At 37.5% G+C, this 19,480-nt stretch carries 4 protein-coding genes; all 4 read left to right on the forward strand.

The window, feature by feature from the left end:
- Positions 1 to 8 precede the first annotated feature (8 nt).
- The 4 genes from QBK95_RS22390 to QBK95_RS22405 all read left to right on the forward strand — a co-directional run bounded on the left by QBK95_RS22390 (position 9) and on the right by QBK95_RS22405 (position 19,477).
- The gene (locus tag QBK95_RS22390; RefSeq protein WP_280936796.1) at positions 9 to 14,303 is read left to right on the forward strand and encodes a BspA family leucine-rich repeat surface protein; all 14,295 of its coding nucleotides are present in this window, start codon (positions 9 to 11) and stop codon (positions 14,301 to 14,303) included.
- Positions 14,304 to 14,373: 70 nt separating this feature from the next.
- On the forward strand, positions 14,374 to 15,330 hold the full coding sequence (locus tag QBK95_RS22395) for a PorP/SprF family type IX secretion system membrane protein (protein WP_280936797.1): 957 nt from the start codon (positions 14,374 to 14,376) through the stop codon (positions 15,328 to 15,330).
- Between the two features lie 98 nt (positions 15,331 to 15,428).
- Entirely contained in the window at positions 15,429 to 17,396 is a 1,968-nt protein-coding gene (locus tag QBK95_RS22400) for an OmpA family protein (RefSeq protein ID WP_280936798.1), read from the forward strand.
- A gap of 311 nt (positions 17,397 to 17,707) precedes the next feature.
- Positions 17,708 to 19,477 carry a helix-turn-helix transcriptional regulator gene (locus QBK95_RS22405; protein WP_280936799.1) on the forward strand — a complete coding sequence of 590 codons (1,770 nt, stop codon included), beginning with the start codon at positions 17,708 to 17,710 and terminating at the stop codon, positions 19,475 to 19,477.
- Positions 19,478 to 19,480 lie beyond the last annotated feature (3 nt).

Below are 19,480 nucleotides of genomic sequence, written 5' to 3' on the forward strand. Positions count from 1 at the left end.
CGGGCTGGGTGACTACCAACGTAACCAACATGGCAAGTATGTTTGAACTCAATGACATCTTCAACCGGGAGATCGGCAATTGGGACGTAAGCAACGTGACCACCATGAACAGGATGTTCAGTGGCGCGACTGTTTTCAATGCAGATTTAGGCAACTGGATGCCTACTAGCTGTACAGGTTTTAACTTTATGTTCAATAGTGCTTTGGCTTTTCAAGGAACCAATATGCAGCTATGGAACAACAGGTTTAATGCCAGCTCCATTTCTATGTTTGCGATGTTCCGGAATGCCGATGCCTTCAATTCGGATATAACGGGCTGGGTGACTACCAACGTAACCAACATGGCAAGTATGTTTGAACTCAATGACATCTTCAACCGGGAGATCGGCAATTGGGACGTAAGCAACGTGACCACCATGAACAGGATGTTCAGTGACGCGACTGTTTTCAATGCGGATTTAGGCAACTGGATGCCTACTAGCTGTACAGATTTTAACTTTATGTTCAATAGTGCTTTGGCTTTTCAAGGAACCAATATGCAACTATGGAACAACAGGTTTAATGCCAGCTCCATTTCTATGTTTGCGATGTTCCGGAATGCCGATGCCTTCAATTCGGATATAACGGGCTGGGTGACTACCAACGTAACCAACATGGCAAATATGTTTGAACTCAATGATGCGATCGATCAGGATCTGGGTAACTGGGATATGAACAACGTGACTAATGGTGGTGAGATGTTTAACAATAGCGGGATGTCAATAACCAATTGGGACAATACCTTGATCGGTTGGCATGCACAAAATTTCACCAATAGCAATGTCACGATAGGAGCTGCAGGACTACAGTTTTGTAATGCGGTAATTGAGCGCGATGTAATGGATGATAGTGGTATCTTCAATTTTGTAGGTGATGTTAAAGGCTGTGTCCCTGGAGGAGTTACAGAACTAGGGCTACTATGGTATCGAGCCGATCAGTATGCAATGGAATCGCCCACAGGTATCGACCCTGCCGAAAATGGTGACTCGGTAATACGTTGGGTAGATACAGGAGATGATGTGATAGATGCTATACCCGTAGCAGCAGCACCTACTTATGTAGACAATTTAATAAATTTTAATCCAGCATTAAATTTTAACAATACACCGCTTACACCACTTACAACAGTATTACCCAATGGTGTAGGAGATAATCATGTGACTGCGGTATTTATAAGTAACACAGTTCAAAATGCAGATTTTTATTCAGCAGGTAATGATTTTACAACAATCAATGAGGCACTCTCTTACGGACTGCAAACAGGAGGACAATTAAAACAAGACTTTACCAGTAATACTTTTGGAGCAGCAGCATATACTGCAGCAATTCCCCAAATGGTAAATTATGATTATAATTATGTAGCAGTAACAGACCCTGACCCTATGATTGATCCTCCAGACCGAGGCACGAGAACCATTCATATCAATGGAGAGCAAGTGGGAACGCAAACTGATTTAGAACCAAATTATTTAACTCTTAATAGTACACAACATCGTATAGGAGGATTATTTGATGGAAGTAATAATTTTAATGGTATGTTGGCCGAGATAGTCATTTATCCTACCATTGAGCAAGGTGAAGATTTATTGGCTATACAAACGTATTTGGCAATAAAATATGGATTCATGCTAAGTAATGACCAAAATGGAAATGGTATAGTAGGAGAAACTATAATATCGGGAGTAACAGAAGGTGATTATTTAGCGAGTGATGGATCGACAGTAATCTGGGATTACAGTGCTAATACTTTTTACAATAACGATGTTGCAGGAATCTTTAGAGACGACCTTACAGCACTTAATCAAAAGGTGTCGAAGTCTATTGAAACAGATGCTATTATAACAATGGCATTGGATAATGATTTTACAAACAGTAACCTTGCTCCATCAAGGACTACTGTGTTTTCTCAAGATCGAAGTGGTCTGATCTGGGGAAACAATGGAGGTGATGTAACTGACTTTACAGCTGAAGATGTACCCACCTTGATGACTAACCGATGGGACCGTGTATGGAAAACACAAAATACCAATTTTAACGGTTTAGTAAATATTCAATTTACAGATACTAACCTAATTGATGGCATTACCTATTATCTAATTAGCGAAAGCAACGGAAATGGTGATTTTTCGGCAGCAGATGATGGTGTCATAGAAAATGGAGGAATAGGAGTAGTAGCTTCTGGTAACACAATGATTTTTAATGGAGTAGAATTGAATAATAAACAATTTACCCTGGCAGTTACAAATGCTGATCTGGTAACCACAAAAATTGTAAATATTGTAGACCCAATAGAAGGTGAAACCATAGAATATACGATTACAGTAACCAACAATGGCCCTGCTAATGCTACAGGAATAAGTTTAACAGATATACTCCCTACAGGGATCACCTATGTGAGCGATGATGCTGGAGGAGATTATGTTTCTGGTACAGGGATCTGGACTGTAGGAGATTTATTGAATGGAGAAGAAGCGACATTGGAAATTATTGCAACTGTAGATTTGGGAACACAAGGAATAGCAATAACCAATACAACAACTGCAGCAGTTGGAAATGAGGACGATGTTATACTAACGGGTAATGATCTGGAAGAAACAATAAACGTAATTGATTGTAGCTCTACACCAGATACTGATGGAGATGGTGTACATGATAGATGTGACTTAGATGATGATAACGATGGGATATTAGATACTGTTGAAAATACTATTTTTTATCAAGGTTTTGAAACTACTACATGGGACAACTATACTTCTGCTGCAATTTATCAACCAGGCGTTTTTAATGGACAATTACGTGAGACTGATGGGATAAATGGTTCTAGAGCATTACTTCACAATACAGGTGCTGGTGCGTACACTACTACAGATAGGGTATGGGGAGTACCAACTCCTATAGAGGTGGTTCCAGGACAAGATTATAATATTACGTTTCATATAAGACTCGTAAATTTAATCAACCCGCCTATTTTGTCAGTAGAGGTAAATGGTGTGTTTATTGATAATAATATAAACTTAGGGTCATCTACAACTAATTATACATCACATACTTATGTGTGGAATAGTGGAGCAGAAACGACACTAGATTTCGGACTAATTAATGCCCGAGTTACTGGCTTAGGAAATGATTTTTTTATCGATGAAATTTCCATTACCACTGTGACTGATACCGATAATGATGGCATACCTAATCAGTTAGATTTAGATAGCGACAACGATGGTATTTATGATGTAGTTGAAGCGGGAGGAACTCTTAGTGGTGCTACAGGTCAGGAAGGCCGTGCTAATGACGATGATAATAATAGTAATAATACAGTAACTAATGGTATACCAACTTCAGCAGGTACAGGTTTAACCCCAACAGATACGCTTAATGATGATTCATTCGATTTTTTAAATCTAGATAGTGATGGAGATGGCTGTTCAGATGCAAATGAAGCTTATGCTGATGCTGATATTGATGGAGGTGACACTGGAGTGTTTGGTGACGATACTGCATTAACAACAGACCCGGTTACAGGAGTGGTAACTACTCCAGGGTCCGGTATAGATTATACAATGACCCCAAATGATGGCGATACGAACGGAACCGATGATTATCAACAAGTATTAGGAGCGCCACCGGCAGTAGTCACTAATCCAGAGGATACGATTATTGGAGCAGGAGGCACAGCAACGTTTGTTGTTTCAGGATCTGCAACGATTATAGCCTATCAATGGTTGCAAAGTACAGATGGCGGTACAACTTTTGTACCCTTGTCAAATGGAGTGAATGGTGATGGAGTGACAATTTCTGGTGTTAATACACAAGTTTTGACATTGTCAGATGTTCCTGCCAGTTATGATAGTTTCCTATATCTGGTAGAAATAAGTGATTTAACATATGTGTGTAGTACTGTAACATCATCTAATGCACTATTGAGTATTGGAACCGATGGTGATGGAGATACAATACCAGATATCAATGATATCGATGATGATAATGATGGTATTCTTGATATAGTAGAAGCTAATGGTAATGTTCCAGATGGTGATGAAGATGGTGATGGGATACCTAATTTTCAGGATACTTCTGATGATGGCAATACAGGAGATGCTTCTACAACCGATTATACCGATACCAATGTAGATGGTATTCCGGATGTATATGATACCGACAATGATGGAGTGCCCAATCATTTGGATATTGATAGTGATAATGATGGTATCTATGATGTTATAGAAGGGGGGCAGTTAGGTACAGGGGGTGCTCCACAAGCTACAGATACTGATTTTAATGGACGTATTGATGGAATAGCTACCAATTTTGGAGCTAATGGATTATACAATGGAATAGAAAATGATGATTCTAATAACGCTGTTTTACTAGTAGCTAATACAGATTCAGATACCGATGGTATTATAGATGCTCAGGAACTGGATAGTGATAGTGATTCATGCAGTGATGCCAATGAAGCTTATGAAAATGACATGCAGGATGGTGGTGATACTGGAGTAATAGGCGATGATACTACCATTACTATAAATCCGGTAACAGGTGCTGTAACCAATAATGGAGTGGATTATACAGCCATTGTTGCTGATGCAGATGCGAATGGAACTTTTGATTTTCAGGAAGAAATTCCTTTTATTTCAAGTCAGCCGATAAATTTTAGTGCACTTACAGGGGCTACTGCTAACTTTTCTGTAACAGCAGTGGGGCCACCACCATTATCTTATAGATGGGAAGAAAGTACTGATGGAGGTATTACCTGGGCTCCTTTAACCGATGGTGGTATTTATTCAGGAACTACCACCACCACTTTGATCATTGATTCTGTAGATGTAACACTACACTTGAATTTATATAGGGTGGTAGTAGCCACCATAAATTATGTCTGTACGACACGTACCTCAGGTTCTGCAGCTTTATTAGTTGATGCTGACTCTGATGGTGATGGTATAGTAGATAGTTTTGATATTGATGATGATAACGATGGATTACTGGATACTGAAGAATGTGAAATAGGAGGAGGTACCTTTGGTATTGCCCTTCCTGATGATGCTGACAGTACATTCGAAATTACCCGAGAAACTAATGCAATGAATTTAGCAAACTTTTTGTTCAGAGAAAATTCGGATGCGACTTTAATTTCTGCTACAATTAATGAAGGAAGTGGCTTAGTACCACAAATAGGAACGTTTGATGATGGAGATCAGATTACTGATAATGGGGGAGCTACCGGAGCCTTTGTAGAGTTTAGTACAGGGATTATTTTCTCTACAGGAAATGTTCTGGATTTAGATAATAATTTAAGCAACCAGTTCTTTGAAAACGAAGCTACACCACCATTTTCAACTGTAGGCCCGGCATTAGGTGATGGAACTAATGGGGCAGGTGAAGCAGGAGGAGGAACGGATTCGGATTTCGCAGATGAAGCTACGAGTGAAGATGATGTAGCCAGTTTGGAATTTGTCATTAATGTGGCGGCCACAACGGTAATTACCGGGGAGTTTGTATTTGCTTCAGAAGAATATAATGATTTTGTAGATGAAGGTGCAAATGATGCAGCCAAAGTATTTGTGAATGGTGATAATGTAGCCTTAACCCCTGGAGGACAAACTTTAAGTATTGATACCATAAATAATGGAGATGAAGCCGCATTTTATATTGACAACGAAACTAATCCGAATGTAGTTAATATTGAAGCTGATGGATTTACCAGAACTTTACGATTTGCAGCGTTATTGAATCCGGGGAACAATACTATTAAAATAGGTATTGCAGATAACGGAGATCAATTCTTCGATTCCTGGTTATTGTTTAAAGGGAACTCATTTGCAGTGTGTTTTGATCGAGATGCAGATGGCGATGGAATTGCTGATAGACTTGATTTAGATTCTGATAATGATGGGATATTTGATGGGACAGAAGCGACACATGGGCGAACTTTGGATGCTGATGGAAGAATTGCAGGAGCCGATGTTGGTTCAGGAACTAATGGATTCTTTGATGCTCTTGAAGTAACCCCAGATGATGATATAGCTAATTATACACCAGCAGATTCTGATGGCGATTCAATACTCGATGCCTATGAATTAGATAGTGACGATGATGGTTGTAATGATGTTGTCGAGGCTGGCTTTACCGATGATGATAGTAATGGGTTATTAGGAGATGGAGTCTCAAACCCTACAGGAAGTCAAGCACAACTTACTATCGATGGCAATGGAGTGGTTACTTCCGGTACAGATGGATATACTACTCCTAACGATGCAGATACCAGTGGTGTATCTGATTATCGTGAAGCAGGTACTACTCCTGTAATTGGGACACAACTTACGGATGCGATTATTATAGAAGGAAGTAATGTAGACTTTACTGTAGCGTTAAGTACTCCAACACCACCAGTACCAGCCTGGTTTATATATGAATGGCAGGAAAGTACAGATGACGGAGCAACCTGGATAGCATTAACCAATTCTGGAATATATTCTGGTGTTGATACAAATCAATTAACCATTACAGGGGCAACAATCGCATTAAATGATAATTTATACAGGGTGATAATAGCTGATGGTGCATTCTTGTGTGCAGAAGTTACATCAGTACAAGCCAGGTTAAAAGTAGATATAGATTCAGATGGAGATGGTGTAGGGGATAGTATAGATATCGATGATGATAATGATGGTATTCCGGATTTAACTGATTCATTGGATATAGATCCCAACACCCCTTGTTTGCGAACTACACCAGTATTCTCTGGAGCTGTTTTAGAATCGGGTATAGATGGAGAAGTCGGAGCAATATATCGTGTAACAAATGTATTACCAACATTACCGATTCCTGGAGGAATTGATCTTTTATTTACAATTAATGATAAGACTCCGAACGCTGTGTTAATCAATATTGATGACGATACATCGAGACCGGCTAATTGGCAACCCATCATAGCAAACAATCTTCCTACTTCGGGAACAACAGAGTCTATAAAATTTGAACTTAGATTTGTTTTTGGCGGAACTAATGCAGAGTTTACAGTACCTCGTTATGGAGGAATTGCCTTAGATGTTGATGGTGGAGCTGGTGATGAAATTATTGAAGTTGACAGCCCAGGAACATTTGCAGTAAATAACCCGACCAATGTTAATGCTTTCAATATTGGAGGAGGTATAGAACGATTTACTTCTAGTGGTGCCAATTTTGTAGATGGGTCAGAAGATCCACAAGGGATTTTCTTCTTAGGATATACTACTGGTAATACGTTAGATATTAGGCTTGGAACCCAAACGGCTGGAAATAAAAATTTCTTTTTTGAATTTGGAGAATGTGCCATACTTAAGTTGAATAGTCCTGTTCTTGAAATTTTAAATGGAGCAGATGCTGATAATGATGGTGTTCCAAATTATTTGGACCTGGATTCAGATGGAGATGGTATTGCAGATATCCGCGAAGCAGGATTGATTAATGGAGGAAGCCTTAATGATGCTGATAATGATGGTATCATTGATGGCGCTTCAAATACAACAGTTGGAATTAATGGACTTTTCGATGATGCCGAAACGGGTCCAGATAGTAATCAGGCTAATTATATAACCGCGAATACAGATTTAACTGATGCTAATTTTGATTTCTTAGATCTGGATAGTGATCAGGATGGTATACCTGATAATGTAGAGGCACAACCAACCGTGGGATATATTGCACCGTTCGGAACTTCAGATACTAATGGTTTTGATAATGCTTATGGTGGTACAGGAATCGATCCCCAAAATACAGATGGACCAGCAGATACAATACCGGATTATTTAGATACAGACTCTGATGAAGATGGTGTATTGGATACAGTTGAAGCTTTCGATACAGATGCAGATGGAGAACCCGAAACAATTGCTACAGACTCAGATTCAGATTTTGATGGACTGGATGATGCTTTTGACGGCACCATAGGATATGGAGATCCTAATGGAAACCAGGTAACGAATAACCCGGCTATAGAATTACCAGATACTGATGGTGATGCAAGTACAACACCTATAGTAGATGTAGATTATAGAGATACCGATGATGATAACGATGGTATTTTGACTACCAATGAAAATCCAGACCCTGATGGAGATCCATTGACCAATGACGCACAAGACAGTGATAATGATGGCACACCAGATTACCTGGATGTCGATGACTATGATGGAGATGGTACTCCAGATACAGTTGATCTTGACGATGATAATGACGGTATTCCTGACTTGGTAGAATTGAATGGATTTGATCCATTCCTGGATGAAGATGGCGATGGAATTTTGAATTATTTGGATACTACCGATGATGGTACAGGAGATAGTTCCACTACAAATTATTCTGATGTTAATGGAGATGGAATACCTGATGTATATGATTTTGATAGAGATGGAGTGCCAAATCATTTGGATAAAGACAGTGATAATGATGGAATCGTGGATATTATTGAAGCAGGTGGTGACGATAGTAATGGAGATGGAGAAGTGGATTATCCGATTCCTGGTGATGCTACTTCTATGGTTGATGTTGATAATGATGGTTTAGATGATAATCTAGATAATATTGGAGGCACGGTGACAACCGGAACACCTCTAACTAATCCGAATACAGATGGTATCGGTACTCCTAATTATTTGGATATTGATGCTGATAATGATGGTATTGTAGATAATATTGAATCACAATCTACTTTGGGGTATATAGCTCCTAGCGGGAACGATACCGATAATGATGGTATCGATGATCGATATGATACAGATTGCTCTCTTGCTTTATGCGAATTTAGTGGAACTCCTATAAACCCTGTAAATACAGATGCAGGAAATCCAAATTCTGATACCATTCCTGATTATATTGATTTAGATTCAGACGGAGATGGAGAATCGGATACCATTGAAGCCTATGATACCAATGATGATGGAGTAGCAAATATAATTCCTTCCAACATAGATATTGATGCTGATGGCTTAGATGATAATTTTGATATTGATAATAATTCACTGGATTCGACCAATGGTGGACAAACAGCAACAAATCCATTTCCAAATACAGATAATCCTGCTACAGTAGAACCAGATTGGAGAGATATCGATGATGAGGTGGATCTGGTGATAACTAAAACGGTAAATGATCCTACACCCGATGAAGGAGACAATGTAACCTACACTATTACGGTTACAAATAATGGAGCACCTGCAGCAACTAATGTTAGTATTACCGATCTGTTGCCAACTGGAGTTGCATATGTGAGTGATACCGGATCGGGAGCGTATGTTTCTGCTACTGGAGTTTGGACGATTGGTACGATTAATAATGATGCAAATGCCACGCTCAACATTGTAGCGAGTGTTGATGTAGGTACCAGTGGAGATACGATTACCAATACGGTTACCGCGGTTAATTTAGATCAGACGGATAATAATACCACACCTGATGACTTAAGTGAAGATATCGTAGTAAATAACGAAGTAGACTTAGTGGTTGCCAAGACAGTTGACAATGATACTCCCGATGAAGGAGGTACCGTTAACTATACCATTACCGTTACCAACAATGGTCCTGCTCAAGCAACCACAGTGTCGATTACCGATGTCTTACCGGCAGGGGTTACGTATGTAAGTGACACCCCAAGCCAGGGTACGTATGATGATGGTACCGGAGTTTGGACCATTGGTACGATCAACAGTACTGCATCAGTAAACTTAGTGATTGAAGCTACGGTTGATGTAGGCACGAGTGGAGATACGATCACCAATACGGTTACCGCAGTTAACTTAGATCAGACGGATAATGATACGACAGCAGATGATTTAAGTGAAGACATTATAGTAAACAACGAAGTAGACTTGGTTGTTGCCAAGACGGTTGATGATGGCACTCCGGATGAAGGAGGTACCGTTAACTATACCATTACAGTTACCAATAATGGTCCTGCACAAGCAACCACAGTATCGATTACCGATGTCTTACCGGCAGGGGTTACGTATGTAAGTGATACACCAAGTCAGGGTACGTATGATGATGGTACTGGAGTTTGGACGATTGGTACGATCAACAGTACTGCATCAGTAAACTTAGTGATCGAAGCTATGGTTGATGTGGGCACGAGTGGAGATACGATCACCAATACGGTTACCGCAGTTAACTTAGATCAGACGGATAATGATACGACCGCTGATGATCTGAGTGAAGATATTATAGTAAACAATGATGTAGATCTTGTGGTAGCTAAGACGGTAAATGATGGTACCCCTGATGAAGGTGACACTATAATCTATACGATTACCGTTACCAATAATGGTCCTGCACAAGCGACTAATGTGACAATTACAGATCTGTTACCGGTAGGAGTTACGTATGTAATTGATACAGGATCAGGGGCATATGTGTCTACTACAGGAGTTTGGACGATTGGTACAATTAATAATGGAACAAATGCTATACTTAACATTGTAGCGAGTGTTGATGTAGGTACCAGTGGAGATACGATTACCAATACAGTTACAGCAGTTAACTTAGATCAGACGGATAATGATACGACACCAGATGACCTTAGTGAAGACATTGTAGTAAATAACGAAGTAGACCTTGTTGTTTCCAAGATAGTAAATGATGGCACCCCTGATGAGGGCGACAATGTAATTTACACTATTACGGTTACCAATAATGGTCCTGCCCAGGCAACTACAGTATCGATTACAGATGTACTACCAGCCGGAGTGACGTATGTAAGTGATACTTCGAGTCAAGGTACGTATGATGATGGTACTGGAGCTTGGACGATTGGTACTATTAATACTGGAGCTAATGCCACGCTCAACATTGTAGCAAACGTTGATGCAGGTACGAGTAGTGATACGATTACCAATACAGTTACCGCGGTCAACTTAGATCAAACGGATAATGATACGACCGCCGATGATCTTAGTGAAGACATTATAGTAAACAACGAAGTAGACTTAGTGGTTGCTAAGACGGTTGATAATGGTACCCCTGATGAAGGAGGAACTATTAACTATACGATTACCGTTGCCAATAACGGTCCAGCCCAGGCTACTACGGTATCGATTACTGATGTATTACCGGCTGGTGTTACTTATGTAAGTGATACCCCAAGTCAGGGAACTTATGTAAGTGGTACTGGAGTTTGGACGATTGGTACGATCAACAGTATGGCCTCGGTGAACTTAGTGATCGAAGCTACAGTTGATGTAGGTACTAGTGGCGATACAATTACCAATACAGTTACCGCCGTAAACTTAGATCAGACAGATAATGATACTACAGTAGATGACCTTAGTGAAGATATTGTAGTAAACAACGAAGTAGACTTAGTGATTGCAAAAGGGGTCGATGACCCCACTCCAGATGAAGGAGGTACAGTGAACTATACCATTACGGTTACCAACAATGGACCAGCCCAGGCTACCACGGTATCGATTACTGATATACTACCAGCGGGAGTTACCTATGTAAGTGACACCCCAAGTCAGGGAACTTATGTAAGTGGTACTGGAGTTTGGACGATTGGTACAATCAACAGTACGGCATCAGTGAACTTAGTGATCGAAGCTACGGTTGATGTAGGTACCAGTGGAGATACAATCACCAATACAGTTACCGCAGTCAACTTAGATCAGACGGATAATGATACGACAGCAGATGACTTGAGTGAAGACATTATAGTAAACAACGAAGTAGACTTGGTAGTTGCCAAGACAGTTGATAATGGTACACCCGATGAAGGAGGTACCGTTAACTATACCATTACAGTTACTAACAATGGTCCAGCCCAGGCTACTACAGTATCAATTACTGATGTACTACCAGCAGGAGTTACGTATGTAAATGATACCCCAAGTCAGGGTACCTATGATGATGGTACCGGAGTTTGGACGATAGGTACGATCAACAGTACGACTTCTGTGAATTTAGTAATCGAAGCTACGGTTGATGCAGGAACTAGTGGAGATATGATCACCAATACAGTTACCGCCGTTAACTTAGATCAGATAGATAATAATACAACTACTGATGATCCAAGTGAAGATATTGTAGTAAATAATGATTCGGATCTTGCAGTGAGTAAAACGGTAAGTAATAATACACCTAGCGAAGGAGAAATAATTACTTATACAATTACAGTGACTAATAATGGTGTTGCTCAAGCAACTAATTTGATAGTGAACGACCTACTTCCTGCAGGAATAACTTATGTGAATGATACTCCAAGTCAAGGTATCTATGCTCCTGCATCTGGAGTTTGGAATGTAGGTACTTTAAACAATGGTGCTACAGCTACTTTAGATATTCAGGTTAGTGTCGATGCAGGTACCAGTGGAGATACGATTACAAATACTATCAGTATTACTTCAGATCAAAATGATCCTGATACCTCAAATAATGATCTGGAAGAAGTAATTACAGTTACCAATGTCGCTGATTTAGTAATTAGCAAAACAGTTGATGATAATAATCCAAACGAAGGTGATACGATCAATTATACAATTGTTGTAAGAAACGATGGTACAGAACAAGCAACTCAGTTGATTGTAAATGATCCATTACCAGCAGGAATTACATATGTATCAGATATTCCTAGTATAGGAACTTATAATAATGCAACCGGAGATTGGGCTATAGGAACATTAGACGCAGGTGCTACAGCAATATTAACAATTACTGTGACTGTTGATCCCGGAACCAGCGGAACTACTATTAACAATGTAATCACCTTTACTATGGATCAGACGGATCCTGATCTGACCAATAATGACCTTGAGGAAGAGATTAACGTGGTTGGAGAGATTGATTTGGTCGTTTCTAAGACAATTATAGAACCTGGACCTTATGTTCTTGGAGGTACCTATACATATAGTATAACCGTTGCTAATTCTGGTCCAGCACAAGCAACCAATGTGGCAATTACAGATCAATTACCAACAGGAATAACGTATGTTTTTGATATGCCAGATCAAGGTACTTATGATACTGTTACTGGTGTATGGACTATAGGTACGATACCGGCAGGAGAACTTCGAATGCTTACGATTACTTTCTCTGTCGATCAGGGAACTGCAGATACGAGTATTACAAATGTAATTACTGACATAGTACTAGATCAAACAGATCTAGATATTATTGAAGATGATCTGGAAGAAACAATAGATATAGATGGAGATAATGACAATGATGGAATATCAGATAGTGTAGATATTGATGATGACAATGATGGAATCCTTGATACTGTAGAAGGAAATGTTGATATGGATGGAGATGGAATACCAGATTCTTTTGATCAGGATAGTGACAATGATGGAATTCCGGATAATGTAGAAGGACAAACAACTGATGGATATATTCTTCCTACTGGAAATGATAGTGATGGTGATGGACTAGATGATGCTTATGAAGGAACTGGTGATGAAGGAGTAACTCCTGAAGATACAGATGGTGATGGTATTCCGGATTATATTGATGAAGACAGTGATGAAGATGGAATACCAGATTCAGTAGAAGCATTTGATTATGATAATGATGGAGTAGCAGATACATTACCAAGTGGTGAAGATGTAGATAATGATGGAATTGATGATGCATATGATGGAGATACTACAAGTTATGGAGATCCAAATGGAGATATCGTAGATACTGATCCTGAAACAGACCTTAACAATACAGATGGAGACGAAGAACCGGATTATCGAGATATTGATGATGATGGCGACGGAGTCGATACAGCAGAAGAAAATTATGATGGAGATGATGATCCTGGAGATACAGATACCGATGGCGATGGTATTCCAGATTATCTGGATACTGATGATGATGGAGATGGTATTGAAACAGAAGATGAATCTCCTGACCCAAATGGTGATGGTGATCCCGAAGATGCTGTAGATACTGATGGTGATGGTACACCGGATTATTTAGAACCTAATGATGATAATCCTGGTGGAGAAGATGGAATTACCATATACACAGGTATTACACCTAACGGAGATGGTATAAACGATGTATTTGTGATTCAAGGAATACAAAACCTTGAAAATACAGTAGAAATTTATAACCGTTGGGGAGTAAAAGTTTATGAAGCCAATAATTATGGTCGAGATGGTAAATTCTTCAGAGGTATTTCTGAAGGAAGAACCACAGTAGAAGAAAGAGATGAGCTTCCGGTAGGTACGTATTATTATGTTCTGGAGTATGTACTTCCTTCAGGAGAACGTAAAAACAGAGCAGGATACTTATATATTAATAAATAATAAACAAAATAACATTTCCGCAGATGTAATATCACTGCGGGAATGTTTAATCATAGTTAAACTAGAGCGGATGAAAAAAACATATACATTACTAGTTGTCACACTTTTGAGTCTTGTATTTTATCAAAGTAATGCTCAGCAAGATGCTCAATACACCCAATATATGTTCAATACAATAAGTGTAAACCCAGCATATGCTGGTAGCAGGGGAGTAATGAGTATCATGGGATTACATCGTAGTCAATGGGTTGGTTTAGATGGAGCCCCGAGGACACAAACATTAACATTGAATACTCCTATTGGTGAGAATAATCGAGTAGGCCTTGGACTTTCTGTTGTTAATGATGAAATAGGACCAACCGATGAAACCTATATTGGTATTGATTTTTCATATACCATTCCTACATCTGACGAAGGAAAGTTAAGTTTTGGACTAAAAGGAGGTGGACACCTGTTAAATGTAGATTTGCAAAGCCTGAGCCGATTTAATGATAACGATGCGCTTTTTGAAAGAAATATCGATAACAAATTTAGTCCTCAAGTAGGAGTAGGAATATATTATCATACAGACCGACTGTATTTAGGGTTAAGTGCTCCAAATCTATTAGAAACAGACCATTTTGATGAAACTGCTACCAGTAGCGATAGTGATGCGGTTAGTTTTCTGGCAGAAGAAAGAATCAACTATTACCTAATAGGAGGCTATGTATTTGATGTAAGTGAAAATGTAAAATTCAAACCAGCAGTATTGACTAAGCTTGTATTTGGAGCTCCTTTACAGGTTGATATTTCAGCTAATTTTTTGTTATATGACAGGTTGACTTTGGGAGCCGCCTATCGTTGGAGTGCGGCAATAAGTGCTATGGCAGGGTTTCAGGTGTCAGATTCTATGATGATTGGTTTTGCATATGATAGAGAAACCACAGAATTAGGAAGGACACAATTTAACAATGGTAGTTATGAAGTAATGCTACGATTTGAATTATTTAGAAAATATAATCGAATGTTAACCCCTAGGTTTTTTTAGCAAAATGCCTAGTTGCTAAAGCTATTGAAATTATTATTCTGGTGACAAGTTCTAAATTAAAACATATTACTGGAGATTAAATATAAAAAGAGAATATTATGTTGCATAAATACTCCTTATCATTTTTTTTAAGCATACTTCTGTCGAGTATGGTCTTTGGGCAAGATAAACGTTTAGCAAAGGCAGATGAAAACTTTACTCAATTTGCTTTTGTAGATGCCAGAGAGATTTATCTTAATGTAGCAGAAAGTGGATACGAATCTTCAGATTTATTAAAAAAACTGGCCGACTCTTATTATTTTAATGCAGAACTTGAAAAAGCTGTACCGTGGTATGAAAAATTGGTTACTAATTATGAAAATGAAATAGAGCCAGAATATTTATTTAGATATTCTCAGAGCTTGAAAAGCCTTGAACATTATGATAAAGCGGATGAAGTTATGGAAAAATTCAACTCCCTATCAGGAAATGATCAACGAGCAGAGTTTTTTGTAAATACAAGAGATTATTTAAAGTTTATCGAGATGCAATCAGGGAGGTATAAAATACAACGTCTTTACATTAATTCCAGATTCTCTGATTATGCCCCAAGTTTTAATCATCAGGGCCAATTAATATTTGCTTCAGCTCGTACGGGAAAAAACAGTATAATGAAAAGGATCCATGAATGGAATGAGATGCCATTTCTTGATTTGTTCTCATCAGATATGTTAGGTGAGTTTAGGGTTTTAACGACCCCTAACAGGTTAAAAGGTAAAATCAATACCCGTTTTCATGAATCTTCTACTTCTTTTAGTAAAGATGGAAAGACAGTATATTTTACAAGGAACAATTTTACAGATAAAAAATTAGGGGCAGATGAAAATGGAACTATTTTATTAAAACTCTATAAAGCAACCTTGCAAGATGAAAAATGGACAAACATAGAAGAACTACCTTTTAATAGTAATGAATACTCTGTTGCTCATCCTGCTTTAAGTGCAGATGGGAAAAAACTTTATTTTGCCAGTGATATGCCCGGTACAAGAGGAGAATCTGATTTGTACGTGGTAAATATACATGAAGACGGAACGTTTGGTAGACCGAAAAACCTTGGAGATAGAATTAATACGGAAGGGAGAGAAACTTTTCCTTATATAAGTGATTCAGGGAGACTTTATTTTTCGAGCGATGGACACATAGGCTTGGGAGGGTTAGATATATTTGTGTCTGTACCAGAACATTTTAATATATATTCTATCCCGTATAACGTAGGAAAGCCTGTTAATGGCCCGGAAGATGATTTTACGTTTGTACTCGATGAATCAACCAAAATAGGGTATTTTTCCAGTAATAGAAAAGGAGGTAAGGGGAGTGATGATATTTATAGGTTTAAACAAACAGATGAATTAATTACAAAATGTAAGCAATATGTTACCGGAACTATAACAGATGCTGTTTCCCGGAAAAAATTATCAAATGCAGATGTTATATTAATGGACGCTAATAATCAGGAGTTACAAAGAACCATTACAGATAATAATGGAATGTATAGATTTGAGTTGGATTGTGAAGTTTCATATATTGTTCGTGGTACAAAAAGATTATATGGCCCTACTGAAGCAACCTTATCTACTAATTATACCCCCGAGTACTCACATCAACTCCCCTTACAACTTGGTAAAGGAGGTTTGGGAAGTGGAGAAGTAAAACCCGGAGATGATTTAGCAAAATTATTACAGTTACAACCGATATATTTTGATTTGGATAAGTCGGACATCCGACCAGATGCAGAAATAGAATTACAAAAGATCATAAAAACATTACAACAAAACCCTAATCTTAAAATTGATATACGATCTCATACCGATAGTCGTGCAGATGATAATTATAATATGTATTTGAGTGAAAGAAGGGCCAGAAGTACGATCAAATATATTGTAGAAAAAGGAGGTGTAAACAAATCCAGGATTACAGGTCGGGGATATGGTGAAACTTCTTTAGTAAATAAATGTAATAATGAGGTATCTTGTAGTGATAAAGAACACGAAAGCAATCGTAGAAGTGAATTTATAATAATCAAGTAATAAGTATATCAAGGAAATCAAAAGAAATATATGCAAAAAGTAGAAATAGACACTAGCTTTTTTTCATAAGTGTGTTAGATCTAAGATCTATTGACGATGGCCTCCCGATGGTTTATAAGAGGTTATAATATCAATATCGGGAGGTTTTTATTACTTAAAACTAAAGCTGTAATAATCAATATTATGAATTATTGATAAAGAGATTTTATCTAGACCGAATATCCTTGCAGGAAAAAGAAAATGACTAAAGTCATAGTTTTTTTAATGGGTCATTGTTATTGACCGGCGTATTCATAGTAAGACTCAAATTTATGCTCAAAACAAATACAATAATATCGTTATTGTTAAAAGCTCATATAAGAAAACAATTGGTGAAAATATTAACCTTTTTATTTCATTTTTTCATCTTATGGAATTTTTGTTTGAGTACAGTTAATGCGCAACAATATCATAATCAAGAAGAACTTTTAAAAAGATTTCATGAACTGGATAGTGTGTCAAAAGGGTATTATCTGGATCCCAACATAGAATTTTTCGATGCAGAAAAAATAGAAAAGACCATTGTCTTGTATTATCAACAATTAGATATTCTTTCTTCTATAAAGGGAAATGAAGTTTTAAAGTTCAATTTTTATAAACGACAAGGACAATTATTTAAAGAATTAAAAATACTAAATGAATCGAATACAAATTTTTATAAGTCTATTTATTACTTCTCTAAATTAAAGAATGCTGATGTAAAAAAAATAATTGGAGATGCATTTCTAATTTACGGAGAATTGGCTGACAATTACCTTGATTTGAATCAGGTAGATAGCGTATATACGATGCATAACAGAAGCACACAATTTAGTAATGAATACGCAGAAAGGAAAATATTAAAGGTCTCAGCATTAAGCAATATGGGAGTTTATTTTTCGGAGACTCTAAAACAATATGATTCTGCAATGTATTATTTTGGAAAAGCACAAAAAGAAATCACTACGATTAAAAAACCTGAGCTTTGGTCTTTTCGAACGAAAATTAGAGAAAATATTGCCAATGTTTATGCTAGACTTAATCAATTAAAAAAGGCTAAAGCATTATATAATGAGAATTTTACTTTTTTTAAGTCCAAAGACAATTCAACCCCCTTCGATTATTACATGTGGACACGTTCTGGTATCCAAGTCGCTGAAATGGCTATTAAACTGGAAGAAATCAAAGTAGCCGAAAGTATGTTAGACAGTGTATCTGAGTTGTTAACCTTGCACAAATTCCCAGAACAAGGAAAAAATACCTATAAGTATTTACAAACCAAAAAAAACTTGTATTTACTAAAAGGAACATACAAAAAAGCGTATGAATATATTCTTAAAAGCAAGGATTTATTGGACAGTATGGATAGGGCTAAAAAAACAAGAATAGGTTTATGGAGTACTTCATTAAAAAACATGGCTATTGAAAAAATGAAAGAAGATGTTGAATTAGAGGAGTTAGAACAGCATCTAATAATTCAGAGAAAAAAAGTAAAGCTATTACTTGTAGTGCTGATATTAGTAATTAGTGCTGTAACGTTAGGATTTGTATCTAATGCATATAAAAGGAGAAAGCTTTTATATAGTCAAGACAAACAAATAGCTGAGCATAATGCTATGTCATTAGATTTACAGAATGAAGTATTACAAAAAAAAGCAAAAAAAAAGAAAAGAGATCTTATTGATTTTGCGATCAATATCTCTCAAAACAAAGAATGGATTCAAAATTTTTTTGAGCAGATCAAAAAAGCAAGAATACAAAGAGGGAGAGCAAAAATCAAATCCTTACACATTCTGGAAGAGGAAATTAACAGCAAAATTAAGTTTGATGAATACATAAAGTATTTTCATGATATTGAGTTTTACGTGAAATTAAAAAAACAATACAATAACCTTACTAAGACCGAAATAAAATTATGCACAATGATTCGCTTAGGATTTGATAATGAAAAAATTGCAATATTACAACATATAGATAGGAACTCTGTGCGTCAAAGTCGATATCGATTAAAAAAGAAATTAAAAATAGATCAAAATCTTGATACGTTTTTGAAAAACTTTTAATGT

It is taken from the genome of Aquimarina mycalae, assembly GCF_029906345.1.
Lineage (GTDB): Bacteria > Bacteroidota > Bacteroidia > Flavobacteriales > Flavobacteriaceae > Aquimarina.